Source organism: Pseudomonas sp. NPDC089743, assembly GCF_044748785.1.
Taxonomy (GTDB): domain Bacteria; phylum Pseudomonadota; class Gammaproteobacteria; order Pseudomonadales; family Pseudomonadaceae; genus Aquipseudomonas; species Aquipseudomonas putida_X.
The window spans coordinates 142,326-157,331 of sequence record NZ_JBIVGS010000003.1 but is presented as its reverse complement, the minus strand read 5'-3'; the positions used below and the strand labels follow the sequence as shown (position 1 = coordinate 157,331).

Genomic DNA, 15,006 nt, shown 5'->3' with positions numbered 1-15,006 from the left:
ACAGCGGCCCCCTGCCCTATAATCGCCGGCAACTTGCTTGTGGAGCCGACCATGCCGAACCTACGCCTTGCCGACCTGACCGCCGAGATCGAAGCCAACGTGCGCCGCGCGCTGCTGGAGGACATCGGCAGCGGCGACATCACCGCGCAGCTGATTCCGGCCGAGCGCCTGGCCAAGGCCACCATCATCACCCGCGAAGATTGCGTGATTGCCGGCACCGCCTGGGTCGATGCCGTGTTCCGTCAACTCGATCCGCGTGTTGCGGTGCACTGGCAGGTGGCCGATGGTGACCGTGCCACGGCCAACCAGGCGCTGTTCCACCTCGAAGGCCCGGCACGTTCACTGCTCAGCGGCGAGCGAAGTGCGCTGAACTTCCTGCAGCTGCTGTCGGGCGTGGCCACGCGGGCCCGTGCGCTCGCCGACCTGGTCGAAGGCACCCAGGTGCAACTGCTCGACACCCGCAAGACCCTGCCCGGCCTGCGCCTGGCGCAAAAATATGCGGTGACCTGCGGCGGCTGCCACAACCACCGCATCGGCCTGTTCGATGCGTTCCTGATCAAGGAAAACCATATTGCCGCCAGCGGCGGTGTGCCCGAAGCAGTAGCGGCAGCCCACCGCATTGCGCCGGGCAAGCCGGTGGAAATCGAAGTGGAAAGCCTGGATGAACTGCGCCAGGCGTTGAGCGCCGGTGCTGACATCATCATGCTCGATGAGCTGAGCCTGGACGAAATGGGCGAAGCGGTACGCATTACCGCTGGCAAAGCCAAGCTGGAGGCCAGTGGCGGGGTAACTGAAAGCACCCTGCGGGTGATTGCCGAGACTGGGGTGGACTACATCTCCATTGGTGCGATGACCAAGGATGTGAAGGCTGTCGACCTGTCGATGCGCCTGAGCCTCTGAAGGGGGCTGAACCGGGACTAGAGAAAACACCGGCCAGATGGCGCGATGTGTTGGGATGGGGGCCGCTTTGCGGCCCATCGCCGGCAAGCCGGCGATGGGCTGCGTAGCAGCCCTGAAACGCTAAAAACCGGCAACAGATCAGAACGAGGCGTTGGCCAGGCCGTCCAGGTAACGCTCGACATCCAGCGCCGCCATGCAGCCGGCACCAGCAGAGGTGATCGCCTGGCGGTAAACGTGGTCAGCCACGTCGCCTGCGGCAAACACACCTTCGACATTGGTGGCGGTAGCGTTGCCTTCACGGCCGCCGTTGACCACCAGGTAGCCGTCCTTCAGGGTGAGCTGGCCTTCGAACAGCGAGGTGTTCGGCGTGTGACCGATAGCGATGAACACGCCGTCGACCTTGATTTCGTCGCTGCTGCCATCGTTGTTCTTCAAGCGCGCACCGGTCACGCCCATGTTGTCACCCAGCACTTCATCCAAGGTAGCGTTGAGCTTGAGCTCGATCTTGCCTTCGGCGACGCGGGCGTTGAGCTTGTCGACCAGGATCTTTTCGGCGCGGAACGTTTCGCGGCGGTGCACCAGGGTTACCTTGCTGGCGATGTTGGCCAGGTACAACGCCTCTTCCACGGCAGTGTTACCACCGCCAACCACTGCCACCGGCTTGTTGCGGTAGAAGAAGCCGTCGCAGGTAGCGCAAGCCGACACACCCTTGCCCATGAAGGTTTCTTCCGACGGCAGGCCCAGGTAGCGCGCGCTGGCACCCGTGGCGATGATCAGCGCGTCGCAGGTGTACTTGCCGCTGTCACCCTGCAGGGTGAAGGGCTTGTTGGCCAGGTCCACGGCGTTGATGTGGTCGAAGACGATCTCGGTCTCGAAACGCTCGGCGTGTTCCTGCATGCGCTGCATCAGCGCCGGGCCGGTCAGGCCATGGGGGTCGCCTGGCCAGTTGTCGACTTCGGTAGTGGTGGTCAGTTGGCCGCCAGCCTGCATGCCGGTGATCAGCAGCGGCTTGAGGTTGGCGCGGGCGGCGTACACCGCCGCACTGTAACCGGCAGGGCCGGAACCGAGGATGATGACGCGCGAATGACGTACTTCAGACATGTCGAACTCCTGTCGAGCGGGCCTCAGGGGCCGGCATCGGTATACCGGCTGCGCCAGCTGGAAATTAAAAAGGACCCACGCAGCACTTGGGGAAGGCTACAACGCGCAGGTCCGAAACCTGAAAGTTGAGCGCACTGTAGCGAGGTGGCAGAGATTAAGGAAATATCCTTCGACAATCCACCTCATAGGCACCCTCTATACGTCAATTTCACCTACGAAAAAGGCCCTGGCGCTTTTGTTACAGGCAGTTTCCCGCACGCTGCCCGCCTTTCGTCGGCGCGGCAAAGCCGGTAAGGTCAGCGCGTTTTCCCTTCTCTGCGGAGCGTCTCGATGCAAGCCCCTGTCCTCTCCGGCCCCCAGTACCTGCGCGAAGGCCTGAAACTGGTGCTCAGCCCCAATCTGCGGTTGTTCGTGCTGCTGCCGTTGGCGATCAACCTGCTGCTGTTCGGCGGCATGATCTACTTCGCCGGCCACCAGTTCGGCCTTTGGCTCGATGCCCTGTTGCCAACCCTGCCCGACTGGCTGAGCTTTCTCAGCTACATCCTCTGGCCGCTTTTCGTCGCCTTGCTGGTGCTGATGGTGTTCTTCACCTTCACCCTGGTGGCCAACATCATCGCCGCGCCTTTCAATGGCTTTCTGGCCGAAAAGGTCGAGGTGGTGGTGCGTGGCGAGGATAACTTCCCAGCCTTCAGCTGGGGCGAACTGGTGGCGATGGTGCCACGCACCTTCGGCCGCGAAATGCGCAAGCTCGGTTACTTTCTGCCACGGGCCATCGCGCTGTTCATCCTCTCGTTCATCCCGGTGATCAACGTGATCGCCGCGCCGCTGTGGCTGATCTTCGGTGTGTGGATGATGGCCATCCAGTACATCGACTACCCGGCGGACAACAACAAGATGAGCTGGCAGGACATGCTGGCCTGGTTGCGCGAGAAGCGCTGGCAGTCGATGGGCTTCGGTGGCATCACGTACCTGGCGTTGCTTATACCAGGCGTAAACGTGCTGATGATGCCGGCTGCGGTGGCGGGGGCGACGCTGTTCTGGGTGAGGGAGCGCTAGCGAGACATATGTACGGCTAGCCGCATTACCCGCCGTTGTCTACTGATTATCGGGCCGCACCTTCGCAGCCCGATAATCAGGAGTTGAACACTATGAACGATGACAAAGACTATTTGGACCTGTCTGGCATTCCTGAGCACCTGCAAGGCTTCGAGATTCTCAAGCACAAGGCCAACTGGCGGCTGGATGAAGCGTTGCAGGCCCAAGGCATCGATTTTCCGGCCTCCGCGCTGTTCGTCAACAGCGTCAATGACCCAAGTGAGCAGGTGGTGACTCACAGCGCCTCGCTGGTAATCCTGCTGGTCGAGGCTGTGCAAAACAATGAGCATCCGGTCATCAGGGGTGAGACCAGCGGCGTCTTCGGTGTCGCGCATTCGTTCGCTGACGAGCACCGCATCGATGGCAAGTACGCCAGTATCGAAACCTTCGCTGCCATTGCCAGTGACGTCTACGAGCAACTGATTGCCTGACCCATGACTGCGTACCCGGCGCCTATCTGCTCCGGGTTTTTCGCGTTGGCATACGACAACCGTATCAATGGCTCAGCTGACTGGAAAACTGCCCCACCGCATCCACCACTTTCTTCGCCCCCTCCTGAATTTCGACGATCACGCCTCCGGTATCCGCCGCCAGCGCAAGCCCCTGTTCGGCCTGGCGCTTGCTGGTATCGATGATGTCCACCGCCGCCTGGGCCAATTGCTCATTCTGCTGCACGACCTTGGCGATCTCTTCAGTAGCGGTACTCGTACGTGAAGCCAACTGGCGCACTTCGTCGGCGACCACCGCGAAGCCACGCCCCTGCTCCCCGGCACGCGCGGCCTCGATGGCGGCGTTGAGCGCCAGCAGGTTGGTCTGGCCGGCAATATCGCTGATGGTCTTGATGATCGCGCCGATCACCTTGGACTGTTTGTCCAACGCCTGGATACCGTCCGCGGCGTCCTGCATCGAGCCCTCCAAGCCGCGCATCACCTCGACGGTCTGGGTCACCACATCGGTAGCCTTGCGCGCGCTGCTGTCGGTTTCGAGCGAGGTGGTGTAGGCGATGTCCGCTGCCTGCGCCACGGCTTGCTCCTGATTGACCTGGTCGGTGATCACGGTGGCGAACTTCACTACCTTGTACAGCACATCATGGGCATCGATGATCGGGTTGTAGGAAGCCTCCAGCCACACGGTACGGCCATGGGCATCGATCCGCTTGAAGCGGTCGGCCACGTACTCACCGCGGCGCAGCTTGTCCCAGAATGCCTGATAGCCTGCCGAGTTGGCTTCTTCCGGCTCGCAGAACATGCGGTGATGCTTGCCGCGAACCTGCTCCAGGCTGTAGCCCAGCGTTTGCAGAAAGCGGTCATTGGCAGTCAGCACCAAGCCGTCAAGATTGAATTCGATCACCGCAGTGGAGCGCATCAAGGCCTTGATGAGGCTTTCGTGTTCGCGCGAGGTCTCGATGGTGCGGGTCAGGTCGCTGGAGTGCATGGAGAAATGCCTGATGCGCCCATCACTGCCCTTGACCGGTTGCAGGATCGAGCGCAGCCAGGCTTCTTCGCCGTTGCCACGCAGCAAGCGGAAGGCACCATTGAGGTGTTCGCCGCGGTGGATGGCGCTTTTCATGCGCTGGTAGAAGTCGAGCTTCTTCACATGTTCCGGCACGATTTCTTCGATACTGCGCCCGATCAGTTGCTCGCTACGGTACAGCATCTCTTTCTCGAAGTTGCCGTTGACCAGCTCGATACGCCCTTGTGGGTCGAGCTGTAGCACCAGCATTTCGCTGTCCAGGCTGTTCTTGATCTGCTCGATGGAATGAAGCTCCTCGCGCAGTTGCTGGATTTCTTTTTTGAGCTTGCTGTTGAACATCACCGCTCCCGGAGCGCGTCACCTGATCAGATGCATCTTCATCGGCTGCCTATCAGGGCTCTTGAGTGCTGTTCAAGGAAATATTCATCCCACTGAAACGGCCGGCGATCAGGCGTCACGGGCGCGTCACAAGGCTGTCACATGGGCGCAATGCGGCGAGCGGAAACTTTTTTCATGAACACACCAGCCCTGCGCATCACCCTCGTCAGCGAAACCTTCCCACCCGAAATCAACGGCGTGGCCAATACACTTGGCCAACTTGGCGATGGCCTGCGACAGCGTGGCCACCAGGTCGAGATCGTACGGCCACGCCAGGCCGGCGAATTGCCTGCAGGCGACGATCAGCACCTGTTGCTGTGCCGCGGCTGGGGCCTGCCGGGATACCCGGGGCTGCAATGGGGCGAAGTGTCGATGCACACGCTATTGCGGCGCTGGCGCCGGCAGCGCCCGGATGTGCTGTACATTGCCACGCAAGGGCCTCTGGGGCTCAGCGCATTGCGGGCGGCCCGGCGCTTGGGCGTCCCGGTGGTCAGCGGTTTCCATACCAATTTCCCGCAGTATTGCGGCCGCTATGGCCTTGGCCTGCTGGCGCGGCTGCTCACTCATTACTTGCGTTGGTTCCACCGACGCACCGGTGCCACCTTGGTACCCAGCGCCAGCCAGAAGCTGGAACTGGAGCGGCGTGGCTTCGAACGCCTGGCGTTGATGGCCCGTGGGGTGGACGCCTGCCTGTTCAACCCGACCAGGCGCAGTCAGCCGATGCGTGATACCTGGGAGTTGGGCTCTGAAGACATCGCCGTACTGCACGTTGGGCGCCTGGCGGCAGAAAAGAATCTGGGGCTGCTACGCCCCTGTATGGACGCCCTGAAGAAGACTTATCCACACAAGCGGCTGCGCCTGATCGTGGTCGGTGACGGCCCGCAGCGCGCTGCGCTCGAACAGCAGTTGCCCGATGCCGTGTTCTGTGGCGCCCAGCGAGGTGAGTCACTGGCCGAGCACTATGCCAGCGGTGACCTGTTTCTGTTCCCCAGCCTGACCGAGACTTTTGGCAATGTAGTGCTCGAAGCCATGGCCTCGGGGCTGGCGGTGGTGGCCTATGATGAAGCCGCCGCCGCCCAGCATATCCGCCAGGGGCACAGTGGCGCCCTGGCCATGCCCGGGGATCAGGTGGCGTTCATCGATGCCGCCTGCTGGCTGCTCGAAGAAAGCGAAACCCTGCGCCGGGTGCGTCTGAATGCCCGCCAGCACGCCAGCCGCCAAGGCTGGCCGGCGATCGTCGAGCAATTCGAGACGCACCTGTACAACGCTTGCCTGCTAGCGCGCGCGGGTAGCGAGCCCGCAGGCACCGCTCTGGCGGTCAAGCCAGGGTCGCCAGCGCCTCGCGGCTGAACGGCAGCACCTGTGCTTCGCGGCCTTCGCGAACCTTCTGCGCCCATTCGGCATCCACCAGCAAAGCCCGGCCTACGGCCACCAGGTCAAATTCCTCATCACCCAGGCGGCGCAGCAAACCTTCGAGGCTCGCAGGCTTGGCCACCTTGTCGGTATCGACCATGAACTGCAGGAACTCGCCGTCGAGCCCGACGCTACCCACGGTAATGGTCGGTTTGCCAGTCAGCTTGCGCGTCCAACCGGCGAGGTTCAGCTCGGAACCTTCGAACTCCGGTTCCCAGAACCGTCGCGTCGAACAATGAAAGATATCCACACCCGCGTCGGACAGGGGCTTGAGGAACGCGGCCAGGGCCTCAGGTGTTTCAACCAGGCGGGCGTTGTAATCCTGCTGCTTCCATTGCGAGAAGCGGAAGATGATCGGGAAGTCAGGGCCCACAGCCGCCCGCACGGCCTGGATCAGCTCGATGGCAAAGCGCGAGCGGCCGGCCAGGTCGCCGCCGTACTCATCCTCGCGGCGGTTGCTGGCTGCCCAGAAGAACTGGTCGATCAGATAGCCGTGGGCGCCATGGATTTCCACGCCGTCCATGCCGATGGCCTGGGCATCGCGTGCTGCAGTGGCGAACGCGGCAATCACCTCACGGATATCATCGTGTGTCATGCCGTGCACCAGCACCTGGCCATCCTTGGCCTTTTCGCTTGGCCCATAGCCCGGCACTTCCGGGTCCGGCTCGGTGCCCAGGCGGCGAACCGCACCCACATGCCACAACTGCGGCACGATACGCCCACCTTCGGCATGGACAGCATCGACTACGCGCGCCCAACCGGCCAAGGCATCTTCGCCATGAAAACGCGGGACATGGGCATAACCGTTGGCAGCCTTGTGTTCGACCGTGGTGCCTTCAGTGATGATCAGGCCCACACCTGCGGCGGCGCGGCGGCGGTAGTACTCGACCACGCCGTCGTGCGGTACGCCGCCTGGGCAGAAGGTACGGGTCATCGGCGCCATCACGACACGGGTCGGCAACTGGAGCGCGCCGAGGGTGAATGGCTGGAAGAGGGGGTGGGTGGACATTGGGCGCTTCCGTCTGGGTGAGGAAATACGCCTGAGGTTAGGGCCAGTGGAAGGCATGGCCCAGCATTATTGATCGGGGTGATTCTGCGGTATCGCTGGGGGCGCGAAGCGGCCCCAGGGATCGTCAGCCCAACGCTTTCTCGATGGCTTGCACCACGGTTGGATCATCCGGCGCCGTACGCGGTGCGAAACGCGCCAACACCCGCCCGTCCTTGCCCACCAGAAACTTTTCGAAGTTCCAGCTGATATCGCCAGGAAACTCCGCGCCCTCACCCGCCAGCAGGCGGTACAGCGAATGACGCTGCGGCCCGTTGACCTCGAGCTTGGCCCCCAACGGGAAGCTCACGCCATAGTTGAGGCTGCAGAACTCCTGGATTTCCTTCTCGCTGCCCGGCTCCTGGCCGGCGAACTGGTTACAGGGCAAGCCAAGCACGTTGAAGCCCTTACCCTTGAACTGCTGCTGCAGCTTTTCCAGCGAAGCGTATTGCGGCGTCAGGCCACACTTGGAGGCGACATTGACCACCAGCACTACCTGGCCCTTGAACGGTGCCAAAGGCAGGTCCTGGCCGTTAAGCGCCTTTAACGTCAGGTCGTGAAATGCACTCATGATGAATCCCCTCTCAGGTTCCCGGTTGCCGCTGGGGCGAACAGCGCCCACTAAAAAGGCGCTCATCCAAGCCGTGCACCTCGCGGGGAGGTATGTCGGCTTGTCCGAGCGCCTGGCGACTTTCTGAGCTTAGCGCAGAAAATCAGTGGTGATGGCCACCTTCACCGTGGACGTGACGGTGAGCGATTTCTTCTTCGCTGGCATCACGCACGTTGACGACCTTGACCTGGAAGTTCAGACGCTGGCCGGCCAGCGGGTGGTTGCCGTCGACAGTCACGTCGTCGCCGTCCACGTCACGGATGGTGACGATCTGCATCTGGCCATCCGGTGCCGAGGCATGGAACTGCATGCCCACTTCCACTTGGTCGACACCTTCGAACATGCTGCGGTTCAGGGTGCTGACCAGTTCGGCCAGGTATTCGCCGTAAGCCTCTTCAGGCTCGACGCTGACGTTCAGTTCATCGCCAGCCTGTTTGCCTTCCAGGGCTTTTTCCAGGCCCGGGATGATGTTGGCGTGGCCGTGCAGGTAGACCAGCGGCGCGCCACCGGCGGAGCTGTCGATGGTCTCCCCGGCGTCGTTGGTCAGGGTATAGTCGATGGAGACTGCCTTATTGGCGGCGATCAGCATGGGGCAAGACCTTTTGCAAAAGAATGTAGAGCGCACAAGTGTAACCAACGCATCGCCCGATTGCGAACGCAGCGCGGCGGCTGGGAGATCCATCAGTCGGATCATGGGCTTTCACCAGGACCACGAAGGCCACTGGGTGGTCGAGCTGTCCTGCGGCCACACCCAGCACCTGCGCCATCAGCCGCCGTGGCAGGCACGCCCGTGGGTGCTCGACCCCCAGCAGCGTGCACTGCGCATCGGCCAGGCTTTCGCCTGTGGCTGGTGTGCACAAGAGGCCGATAGCGATACCCTTGGCCGTTGATTCCTTGCAACGCTTATTCCGAGAAGCACGCATGCAGACATTTTTCATTGCGCCGACCGACTTCGGTGTCGGCCTGACATCCATCAGCCTCGGCCTGGTGCGCACGTTGGAACGCGCCGGGCTCAAGGTCGGTTTTTTCAAGCCGATCGCCCAGCCCCACCCCGGGGATACCGGCCCGGAACGCTCCAGCGAACTGGTCGCACGCACCCACGGTATCAAACCGCCAATGCCGCTGAGCCTCGCTCAGGTCGAGCGTATGCTCGGCGATGGCCAGCTCGACGAACTGCTCGAAGAAATCATCCGCCTATACCAGCAGGCTTGCGTGGGCAACGACGTGGTGGTGGTCGAAGGCATGGTGCCGACCCGCCACGCCAGCTACGCAGCACGGGTCAACCTGCACCTTGCCAAGAGCCTGGATGCCGAAGTGATCCTGGTGTCGGCGCCAGAAAACGAAGTGCTCAGCGAACTGTCCGGGCGGGTCGAGTTGCAGGCCCAACTGTTCGGTGGCCCGCGCGACCCGAAAGTGCTCGGGGTGATCCTCAACAAGGTCCGCACCGACGAAAGCATGGCCGAATTCGCCGCACGCCTGCGCGAGCACTCGCCGCTGCTGCGCGGCAACGATTTCAGGCTGCTCGGCTGCATCCCCTACCAACCCGAACTCAACGCCCCGCGCACCCGTGATGTGGCCGACCTGCTTGGCGCCCAGGTGATCAATGCCGGTGACTACGAGCAACGGCGCATGAACAAGATCATCATCTGTGCACGCACCGTGGCCAATACCGTGCCGTTGCTTACGCCAGGCACCCTGGTGGTGACCCCGGGCGACCGCGACGACATCATTCTGGCGGTGAGCCTGGCCGCGATCAACGGCGTGCCCCTGGCCGGCCTGCTGCTGACCAGCGACAGCAAGCCCGATGCACGCATCCTCGGCCTGTGCCGCGGTGCTCTGCAGGCTGGCTTGCCGATCCTCTCGGTCAGCACCGGTTCGTACGACACGGCCAACCAGCTCAACTCGCTCAACCGCGAGATCCCGGTGGACGACCGTGAGCGCGCCGAGTTCATCACCGATTTCGTCGCCAGCCACCTCGACGCTGCCTGGCTGCACCAGCGCTGTGGTACTCCACGTGAGCTGCGCCTGTCACCTGCAGTGTTCCGCTACCAGCTGATACAGCGGGCGCAGCAGGCCAACAAACGTATTGTCCTGCCCGAAGGCGCCGAACCCTTGTTGGTACAGGCCGCTGCGATCTGCCAGGCGCGGGGCATCGCCCGCTGCGTGCTGCTGGCCAAGCCCGAGGACGTCGAAGCGGTGGCTCGTGCGCAGGGGATCACACTGCCGGCGGACCTGGAAATCCTTGACCCTGAGTTGATTCGCGGGCGCTATGTCGAGCCGATGGTCGACCTGCGCAAAAGCAAGAACCTCAATGCGCCGATGGCTGAGCAACAGCTGGAAGACCCGGTGGTGATCGGCACCATGATGCTTGCGCTGGACGAGGTCGACGGCCTGGTGTCCGGCCTGGTGCATTCCACCGCCAACACCATCCGCCCTGCCCTGCAGCTGATCAAGACCGCACCCGGGGCCAGCCTGGTGTCTTCGGTCTTTTTCATGCTGTTCCCCGAGCAGGTACTGGTGTACGGCGACTGCGTGATGAACCCTCACCCCAGCGCCAGCGAGCTGGCTGAAATCGCGCGGCAGAGCGCTGAATCGGCGCAAGCCTTCGGCATTGCGCCACGGGTGGCGATGATCAGCTATTCAAGTGACTCGGCGAGCGACGAGGAAGTCGAGAAGGTGCGCGAAGCAACGCGCCTGGCACAAGAGGCCGAGCGGGGCCTTGTGATCGACGGCCCGCTACAGTACGACGCTGCCGCCAACCCGGCCATCGCCCGCCAGTTGGCGCCGAACAGCCAAGTGGCAGGGCGCGCCACCGTGTTCGTGTTCCCAGACCTGAACACGGGTAACACCACCCACAAGGCGGTGCAACGCAGTACCGATGGCGTTAGCCTGGGGCCAATGCTGCAAGGGCTGCGCAAACCGGTGAACGACCTGCCGCGGGGCGCTCAGGTGGACGATATCGTGCACACGATCGCGCTGACAGCCATTCAGGCCAGCGTGGTGCGTTGAAACCGGGGGCTGCTTTGCAGCCCCAATCGCCGGCCCTGCTGGTTCAAGGGTACTGCTGCACCTGCCCCTGCTGATCGTACTGTTGGCCAGGGATAGGCTTGAGGTTGACCTCGACGCGGCGGTTCTGCGCACGGCCATTGGCATCGGCGTTGCTCGCGATCGGCTGGTCCGGGCCCATGCCACGCACCGACACGCGCGATGCGTCCACGCCTTGCGAGGTCAGATAGGTGCTCACTGCCTGGGCTCGGCGCTGCGACAGGTCCATGTTGTGCTGGCGGCTGCCAGTGCTGTCAGTGAAACCAACCACTTCGATGGTGTTCTGGTTGAACTGCTTGAACGAGGTAGCCAGGTTGTTCAGTGGCGAGTAGAAGCTTGGTGCGATGTTCGCCGAATCGGTGGCGAACGTGATGTTGCCCGGCATGATCAGCTTGATCTGATCGCCCTGGCGCTGCACTTCGACGCCGGTGTTGGCCATCTGCGCACGCAGTTCGGCTTCTTGCTTGTCAGCGTAGTAACCGTAACCCGCAGCGGCAGCACCTACCGCAGCGGCGCCGATCAGCGCGCCCTTGCCACGGTTGTCATGGTCGATGGCGGCACCGGCGATGGCGCCGGCCAGCGCGCCCAGGCCGCCGTACTTGGCGGTCTTGCTCATCCCGGTCGAACCACCTTGCGCCTGACCTTGGCTGTCGTAGGGGTTCTGGCCGGCACAGCCGGTCATCAGGGCTGCAGCGGTTGCGACGATAATCAGGCGACGCATGGTGAACATGGACAAGCTCCTACAATAATTCGTGTGTGCGGCACATCATGAATGCATCTATGCCAGCCTTGGATCGCGCTTAGACAAAAAAATTCCATGACGAACTGTTCATGCTGGTTCAGGCCCGCACGAACGGGTTCTCACGCATCTCGTCACCCAGCCGGGTATCAGGGCCGTGGCCGGTGACCACGATTGCATCTTCATCCAGACGATACAGCCGCTCCTTGATCGAGCGAACGATAGCCCGCTGATCGCCGCCCCACAAATCGGTACGGCCGATGCCACGCCGGAACAGGGTGTCCCCGGCCACCAACAGCTTGGCGTCAGCGAACCAGAAACTCATCGAGCCCGGCGTATGCCCGGGGGTGTGCAACGCCACGCCACAGCCGCAGGCCAGCGCTTCATCGTCACCCAGCCAGCGGTCTGGTGAGGGCACCGGGGTATAAGGGACACCGAACATCTGGCACTGCATCTCCAGGTTATCCCACAGCACTTGGTCGTCCTTGTGCAGGTGCAAGGTGGCCCCGGTCAGCTCCTTGAGCTTGCCCGAGGCGAGGAAATGATCGAAGTGCGCATGGGTGTGGATGATGCTCACCAGGGTCAGGCCGTGGGCCTGCAGGCGGGCGAGGATCTTCTCCGGGTCACCACCGGGGTCGACGACGATGGCCTTTTTGGTCAGCGGATCGCCGATCAGGGTGCAATTGCACTGCAATGGCCCAACGGGGAAGGTTTCGCGGATGAGGGTGGTTGGGGCAGTGTTCATGGGGGCTCCTGACGACTGCCTGGATGTTATCGTTGCCCGCCCCAGGGAGGCAATTATGCGGTGTTGTCGAGGATGGAAAGCCTGTCTGGAAGCTTTCAGGGCCTGTGAAATCGAGCCTAAGGTAGATACAACCTGAACAAGCCTCCGCCAAGCGCGCCACCATTGGCGATCTCGATCCGCCCCCGCACGCCATCGCGCTCATGCAGCGCAGCGATGCGCGCGGCGAAATACAGGCCTAGCCCGGTACTGCCGCTCTGAGCATCGATGCCCTGTACATAATCCTGCTGCCGCTCAAGCATGCGGGCCGGGTAGCCAGGGCCGTCATCGTTGACGCTGATCACCAATTGCTCGTTTTCTTCCGCGATGCTGATCAATAGCGCATGGCCGGCATAGCGAGTGGCATTGGTGATCACGTTGGCAATCACCGAAGCGACCAGTTCCCGGTCGAAGAATCCCAGCGGATTTTCGCTGTCGATGCGCCAGGTGGCGAGGATATCGTTGTGCTCCAGCACTTGCTGATGAGCCGCCAGCTGCGCTTCGATGAAGTCGTCCAGCTCGTGATAATCCGGGCACACCGGCAGCTGGTTCACGCCCAGTTTGTACAAGCCCAGCATTTGTACCAGCATGCCATTGAGGTGGCGGAATTCGTGCTCGATCACGCCCTGCTCGGTTCCCCCGCGCAGCGCCTCGGGCAGGCGCGCCAGCCACTGGTCGTGGGACTGGATCAGTGCAGACAACGAGTTTTTCAGGTCGTGCACGGTGGAGGCGATCACCGTGGAAAAATCCAGCCCCTGATTGTCCTGGCTCATGCGCCGAACACCTTGATGTGCAGTTTGCGGTAACGGTCATACCGGCTGTCGCTGGCAGGGATACCCGCGACGCTGGTCAGGCAATTGCGACACTCCTGCATGATTGCCGGCGGTGTGGCTTCGCCACCGATGCGCAACAGCGCCTGGGCAGTGTTCAGGGCGATGCTGATGTTCTTCGGTTGCAGTGACAGGGCCTTGCGGAACATCTGCAGGGCTTCATTGAGCTGCCCGGCCTGATAGCTGCGTACACCCTGGCGGTTGAGGTCGACCGCTTCGGTGACGGCCCCGAGCACAGTGGGGTCATCCGTCAGCTTGGCCACACTCTGCATGACCTTCGGGTCATCGCCGTAGGTTTCCACACAGCCCTTGAGGATCGTCCCGCCGGCGTCTTCCTGGCCCAGGGCCTGCAGCTGTTTGGCCACGGTCAGGGCGGCTTCGACCGAGAAGAACTGGTCCATCTTGTCCAGCCGCTGCAGGGCCTGCTCGGTCAGCTTGGCGGCGGTCTCTGCATCACCGGCCTGCTGCAGGCTGGCAGCCTTCATCAAGCGCGCACGCACTTGCAGGCCCTGATCCTCGACGTTGTCCTTGGCCACCTCGCTGAGCACGGTGTTGATCTCGACCCGGGTACGTGCATCCAGGCCGAAGCCGGCGTTCTTGTTCATCAAGGCCTGCACCAGCCCAAGGTTGCTTTCTGCATCCTTGTAGCGCGAGCTCTGGCCTTGGTTCACCGCATGGCGAAATGCCTTCGAGGCGCTTTCGAAGTCTTCGTTATCCAGCGCCAGTTTGCCCAGCGCGGCCTGGCGGCGTACGGCCAGGGGCGACAGGCGCACGGCTTCTTCAAGCATGTTCTGCGCGCGCTTGGTCTCGCCTTGGGCCACCAGAACATCCGCCATGCCGTCGTAAAGCCCGGGCATGATCGGGAAGGCCTTGAGCGCCTGCTCATAAACGCCCTGGGCCTGGGCATGCTGGCCACGCTTGTGCATCAGGCTGCCCAATGCCGCATACACCCACGGCTGCGGACGGCTGGCGAGAATGCCCTTGAGGAACTTTTCCAGCTCGTCGAAGCGGTTCAGATCGCGTAAAGCATCAGCCCGGTAACGCAGGCACAGGGGCGCGAAACGCGGGTCCTTCTTGCACAACTCGGCGCACGCTGCCAGCACTTCGGCCGGGCGGCCGCGGTCCAGGGCCTGCAGGATCGGCTTGAGCAAGGTCTTGCGCTGCGTCAGCTTGTCCAGGCGCTGAGCCAGGCCTACCCGGTTGAACGGTTTGGTCAGGTAGGCATCGGGCTCGTGCTCCAGGGCGCTGAGCACGATGGCCTGGCTACTCTCGGCGGTCACCATGATGAACACGCACTCATGGCTGATCAGCTTGTCGAGGATCATGTCCTCCAGCACTTGCTGGCCGTTCTTCTTGCCATCCCCAAGGTGGAAATCCTGAAGAATGTAGTCATAGCGCTTTTGCCCGCACATGCGCAGGGCCTGCTCACCGCTGTCGGCAGTGTCGACGTCACGCACGCCCAGCTCGCGCAGCATGGAGCGCGTCGACGTGCGAAAGTCGGTGAAGTCATCGACGATCAGAAAGCTCTTTTGCCCGTACTGCAGCATCAACACGACCTGTATTGGATGATGGGAGGGTGGCGTGCGGCGATGCATA

At 62.5% G+C, this 15,006-nt stretch carries 15 protein-coding genes; 6 read left to right on the top strand and 9 right to left on the bottom strand.

Annotated elements, in window-relative coordinates; translation table 11 throughout:
- Nucleotides 1-51 precede the first annotated feature (51 nt).
- On the top strand, nucleotides 52-900 hold the full coding sequence (gene nadC, locus ACIPZC_RS07585; protein WP_400625998.1) for a carboxylating nicotinate-nucleotide diphosphorylase: 849 nt from the start codon (nucleotides 52-54) through the stop codon (nucleotides 898-900).
- A gap of 138 nt (nucleotides 901-1,038) precedes the next feature.
- Here nadC and trxB read toward each other — a convergent pair whose 3' ends face one another.
- Nucleotides 1,039-2,001: a thioredoxin-disulfide reductase gene (trxB, locus tag ACIPZC_RS07580; protein WP_003247318.1), complete on the bottom strand. Its 963-nt coding sequence runs from the start codon at nucleotides 1,999-2,001 to the stop codon at nucleotides 1,039-1,041.
- 330 nt (nucleotides 2,002-2,331) lie between these two features.
- Here trxB and cysZ point away from each other — a divergent pair, with 330 nt between their 5' ends.
- Together cysZ and ACIPZC_RS07570 are read left to right on the top strand one after the other, a co-directional pair.
- Nucleotides 2,332-3,057, top strand: coding sequence for a sulfate transporter CysZ (gene cysZ / locus ACIPZC_RS07575; protein ID WP_400625996.1), 726 nt, complete (start codon nucleotides 2,332-2,334; stop codon nucleotides 3,055-3,057).
- Between the two features lie 92 nt (nucleotides 3,058-3,149).
- A complete protein-coding gene (locus tag ACIPZC_RS07570; RefSeq protein ID WP_400625994.1) occupies nucleotides 3,150-3,527 on the top strand; it encodes a hypothetical protein in 378 nt (125 codons plus the stop codon).
- Between the two features lie 64 nt (nucleotides 3,528-3,591).
- On the opposite strand, the gene ACIPZC_RS07565 is transcribed toward ACIPZC_RS07570, so the two are convergent.
- Entirely contained in the window at nucleotides 3,592-4,908 is a 1,317-nt protein-coding gene (locus ACIPZC_RS07565) for a methyl-accepting chemotaxis protein (RefSeq protein WP_400625992.1), read from the bottom strand.
- Between the two features lie 174 nt (nucleotides 4,909-5,082).
- Here ACIPZC_RS07565 and ACIPZC_RS07560 point away from each other — a divergent pair, with 174 nt between their 5' ends.
- Nucleotides 5,083-6,297, top strand: coding sequence for a glycosyltransferase family 4 protein (locus tag ACIPZC_RS07560; RefSeq protein ID WP_400625990.1), 1,215 nt, complete (start codon nucleotides 5,083-5,085; stop codon nucleotides 6,295-6,297).
- Here the strand turns inward: ACIPZC_RS07560 and ACIPZC_RS07555 are convergent.
- The 3 genes from ACIPZC_RS07555 to ACIPZC_RS07545 all read right to left on the bottom strand — a co-directional run bounded on the left by ACIPZC_RS07555 (nucleotide 6,266) and on the right by ACIPZC_RS07545 (nucleotide 8,604).
- Entirely contained in the window at nucleotides 6,266-7,369 is a 1,104-nt protein-coding gene (locus ACIPZC_RS07555; RefSeq protein ID WP_400625988.1) for an NADH:flavin oxidoreductase, read from the bottom strand. The two genes, ACIPZC_RS07560 and ACIPZC_RS07555, sit on opposite strands and share 32 nt — an antisense overlap.
- Before the next feature lie 124 nt (nucleotides 7,370-7,493).
- Nucleotides 7,494-7,976 carry a glutathione peroxidase gene (locus ACIPZC_RS07550; protein ID WP_046784531.1) on the bottom strand — a complete coding sequence of 161 codons (483 nt, stop codon included), beginning with the start codon at nucleotides 7,974-7,976 and terminating at the stop codon, nucleotides 7,494-7,496.
- 142 nt (nucleotides 7,977-8,118) lie between these two features.
- A complete protein-coding gene (locus ACIPZC_RS07545) occupies nucleotides 8,119-8,604 on the bottom strand; it encodes a peptidylprolyl isomerase (RefSeq protein WP_241806355.1) in 486 nt (161 codons plus the stop codon).
- Between ACIPZC_RS07545 and ACIPZC_RS07540 the strand changes: the two genes are divergently transcribed.
- Both ACIPZC_RS07540 and pta read left to right on the top strand, forming a co-directional pair.
- Nucleotides 8,603-8,905 (top strand): DUF3565 domain-containing protein, encoded by a 303-nt coding sequence (locus ACIPZC_RS07540; protein ID WP_241806354.1) that lies wholly within the window; start codon nucleotides 8,603-8,605, stop codon nucleotides 8,903-8,905. The two genes, ACIPZC_RS07545 and ACIPZC_RS07540, sit on opposite strands and share 2 nt — an antisense overlap.
- A 31-nt stretch (nucleotides 8,906-8,936) precedes the next feature.
- On the top strand, nucleotides 8,937-11,024 hold the full coding sequence (gene pta, locus ACIPZC_RS07535; protein ID WP_400625985.1) for a phosphate acetyltransferase: 2,088 nt from the start codon (nucleotides 8,937-8,939) through the stop codon (nucleotides 11,022-11,024).
- A gap of 43 nt (nucleotides 11,025-11,067) precedes the next feature.
- On the opposite strand, the gene ACIPZC_RS07530 is transcribed toward pta, so the two are convergent.
- The 4 genes from ACIPZC_RS07530 to ACIPZC_RS07515 form a co-directional block, all read right to left on the bottom strand.
- Nucleotides 11,068-11,790 (bottom strand): OmpA family protein, encoded by a 723-nt coding sequence (locus ACIPZC_RS07530; protein ID WP_241806352.1) that lies wholly within the window; start codon nucleotides 11,788-11,790, stop codon nucleotides 11,068-11,070.
- A 109-nt stretch (nucleotides 11,791-11,899) separates the two neighbouring features.
- The gene (locus ACIPZC_RS07525; protein WP_241806351.1) at nucleotides 11,900-12,544 is read right to left on the bottom strand and encodes an MBL fold metallo-hydrolase; all 645 of its coding nucleotides are present in this window, start codon (nucleotides 12,542-12,544) and stop codon (nucleotides 11,900-11,902) included.
- A gap of 116 nt (nucleotides 12,545-12,660) precedes the next feature.
- The gene (locus ACIPZC_RS07520; RefSeq protein ID WP_241806350.1) at nucleotides 12,661-13,353 is read right to left on the bottom strand and encodes a sensor histidine kinase KdpD; all 693 of its coding nucleotides are present in this window, start codon (nucleotides 13,351-13,353) and stop codon (nucleotides 12,661-12,663) included.
- On the bottom strand, nucleotides 13,350-14,957 hold the full coding sequence (locus tag ACIPZC_RS07515; RefSeq protein ID WP_241806349.1) for a tetratricopeptide repeat-containing response regulator: 1,608 nt from the start codon (nucleotides 14,955-14,957) through the stop codon (nucleotides 13,350-13,352). The genes ACIPZC_RS07520 and ACIPZC_RS07515 overlap by 4 nt, the downstream gene beginning before the upstream one ends.
- Nucleotides 14,958-15,006: the final 49 nt, after the last annotated feature.

What these genes read in the sequence shown, in the direction of transcription:
- nadC (WP_400625998.1), top strand. Translation starts at nt 52, where the DNA reads ATGCCGAACCTACGCCTTGCCGACCTGACCGCCGAGATCGAAGCCAAC.
- trxB (WP_003247318.1), bottom strand. Translation starts at nt 2,001, where the DNA reads ATGTCTGAAGTACGTCATTCGCGCGTCATCATCCTCGGTTCCGGCCCT.
- cysZ (WP_400625996.1), top strand. Translation starts at nt 2,332, where the DNA reads ATGCAAGCCCCTGTCCTCTCCGGCCCCCAGTACCTGCGCGAAGGCCTG.
- ACIPZC_RS07570 (WP_400625994.1), top strand. Translation starts at nt 3,150, where the DNA reads ATGAACGATGACAAAGACTATTTGGACCTGTCTGGCATTCCTGAGCAC.
- ACIPZC_RS07565 (WP_400625992.1), bottom strand. Translation starts at nt 4,908, where the DNA reads ATGTTCAACAGCAAGCTCAAAAAAGAAATCCAGCAACTGCGCGAGGAG.
- ACIPZC_RS07560 (WP_400625990.1), top strand. Translation starts at nt 5,083, where the DNA reads ATGAACACACCAGCCCTGCGCATCACCCTCGTCAGCGAAACCTTCCCA.
- ACIPZC_RS07555 (WP_400625988.1), bottom strand. Translation starts at nt 7,369, where the DNA reads ATGTCCACCCACCCCCTCTTCCAGCCATTCACCCTCGGCGCGCTCCAG.
- ACIPZC_RS07550 (WP_046784531.1), bottom strand. Translation starts at nt 7,976, where the DNA reads ATGAGTGCATTTCACGACCTGACGTTAAAGGCGCTTAACGGCCAGGAC.
- ACIPZC_RS07540 (WP_241806354.1), top strand. Translation starts at nt 8,603, where the DNA reads ATGGGGCAAGACCTTTTGCAAAAGAATGTAGAGCGCACAAGTGTAACC.
- ACIPZC_RS07545 (WP_241806355.1), bottom strand. Translation starts at nt 8,604, where the DNA reads ATGCTGATCGCCGCCAATAAGGCAGTCTCCATCGACTATACCCTGACC.
- pta (WP_400625985.1), top strand. Translation starts at nt 8,937, where the DNA reads ATGCAGACATTTTTCATTGCGCCGACCGACTTCGGTGTCGGCCTGACA.
- ACIPZC_RS07530 (WP_241806352.1), bottom strand. Translation starts at nt 11,790, where the DNA reads ATGTTCACCATGCGTCGCCTGATTATCGTCGCAACCGCTGCAGCCCTG.
- ACIPZC_RS07525 (WP_241806351.1), bottom strand. Translation starts at nt 12,544, where the DNA reads ATGAACACTGCCCCAACCACCCTCATCCGCGAAACCTTCCCCGTTGGG.
- ACIPZC_RS07520 (WP_241806350.1), bottom strand. Translation starts at nt 13,353, where the DNA reads ATGAGCCAGGACAATCAGGGGCTGGATTTTTCCACGGTGATCGCCTCC.
- ACIPZC_RS07515 (WP_241806349.1), bottom strand. Translation starts at nt 14,957, where the DNA reads ATGCTGCAGTACGGGCAAAAGAGCTTTCTGATCGTCGATGACTTCACC.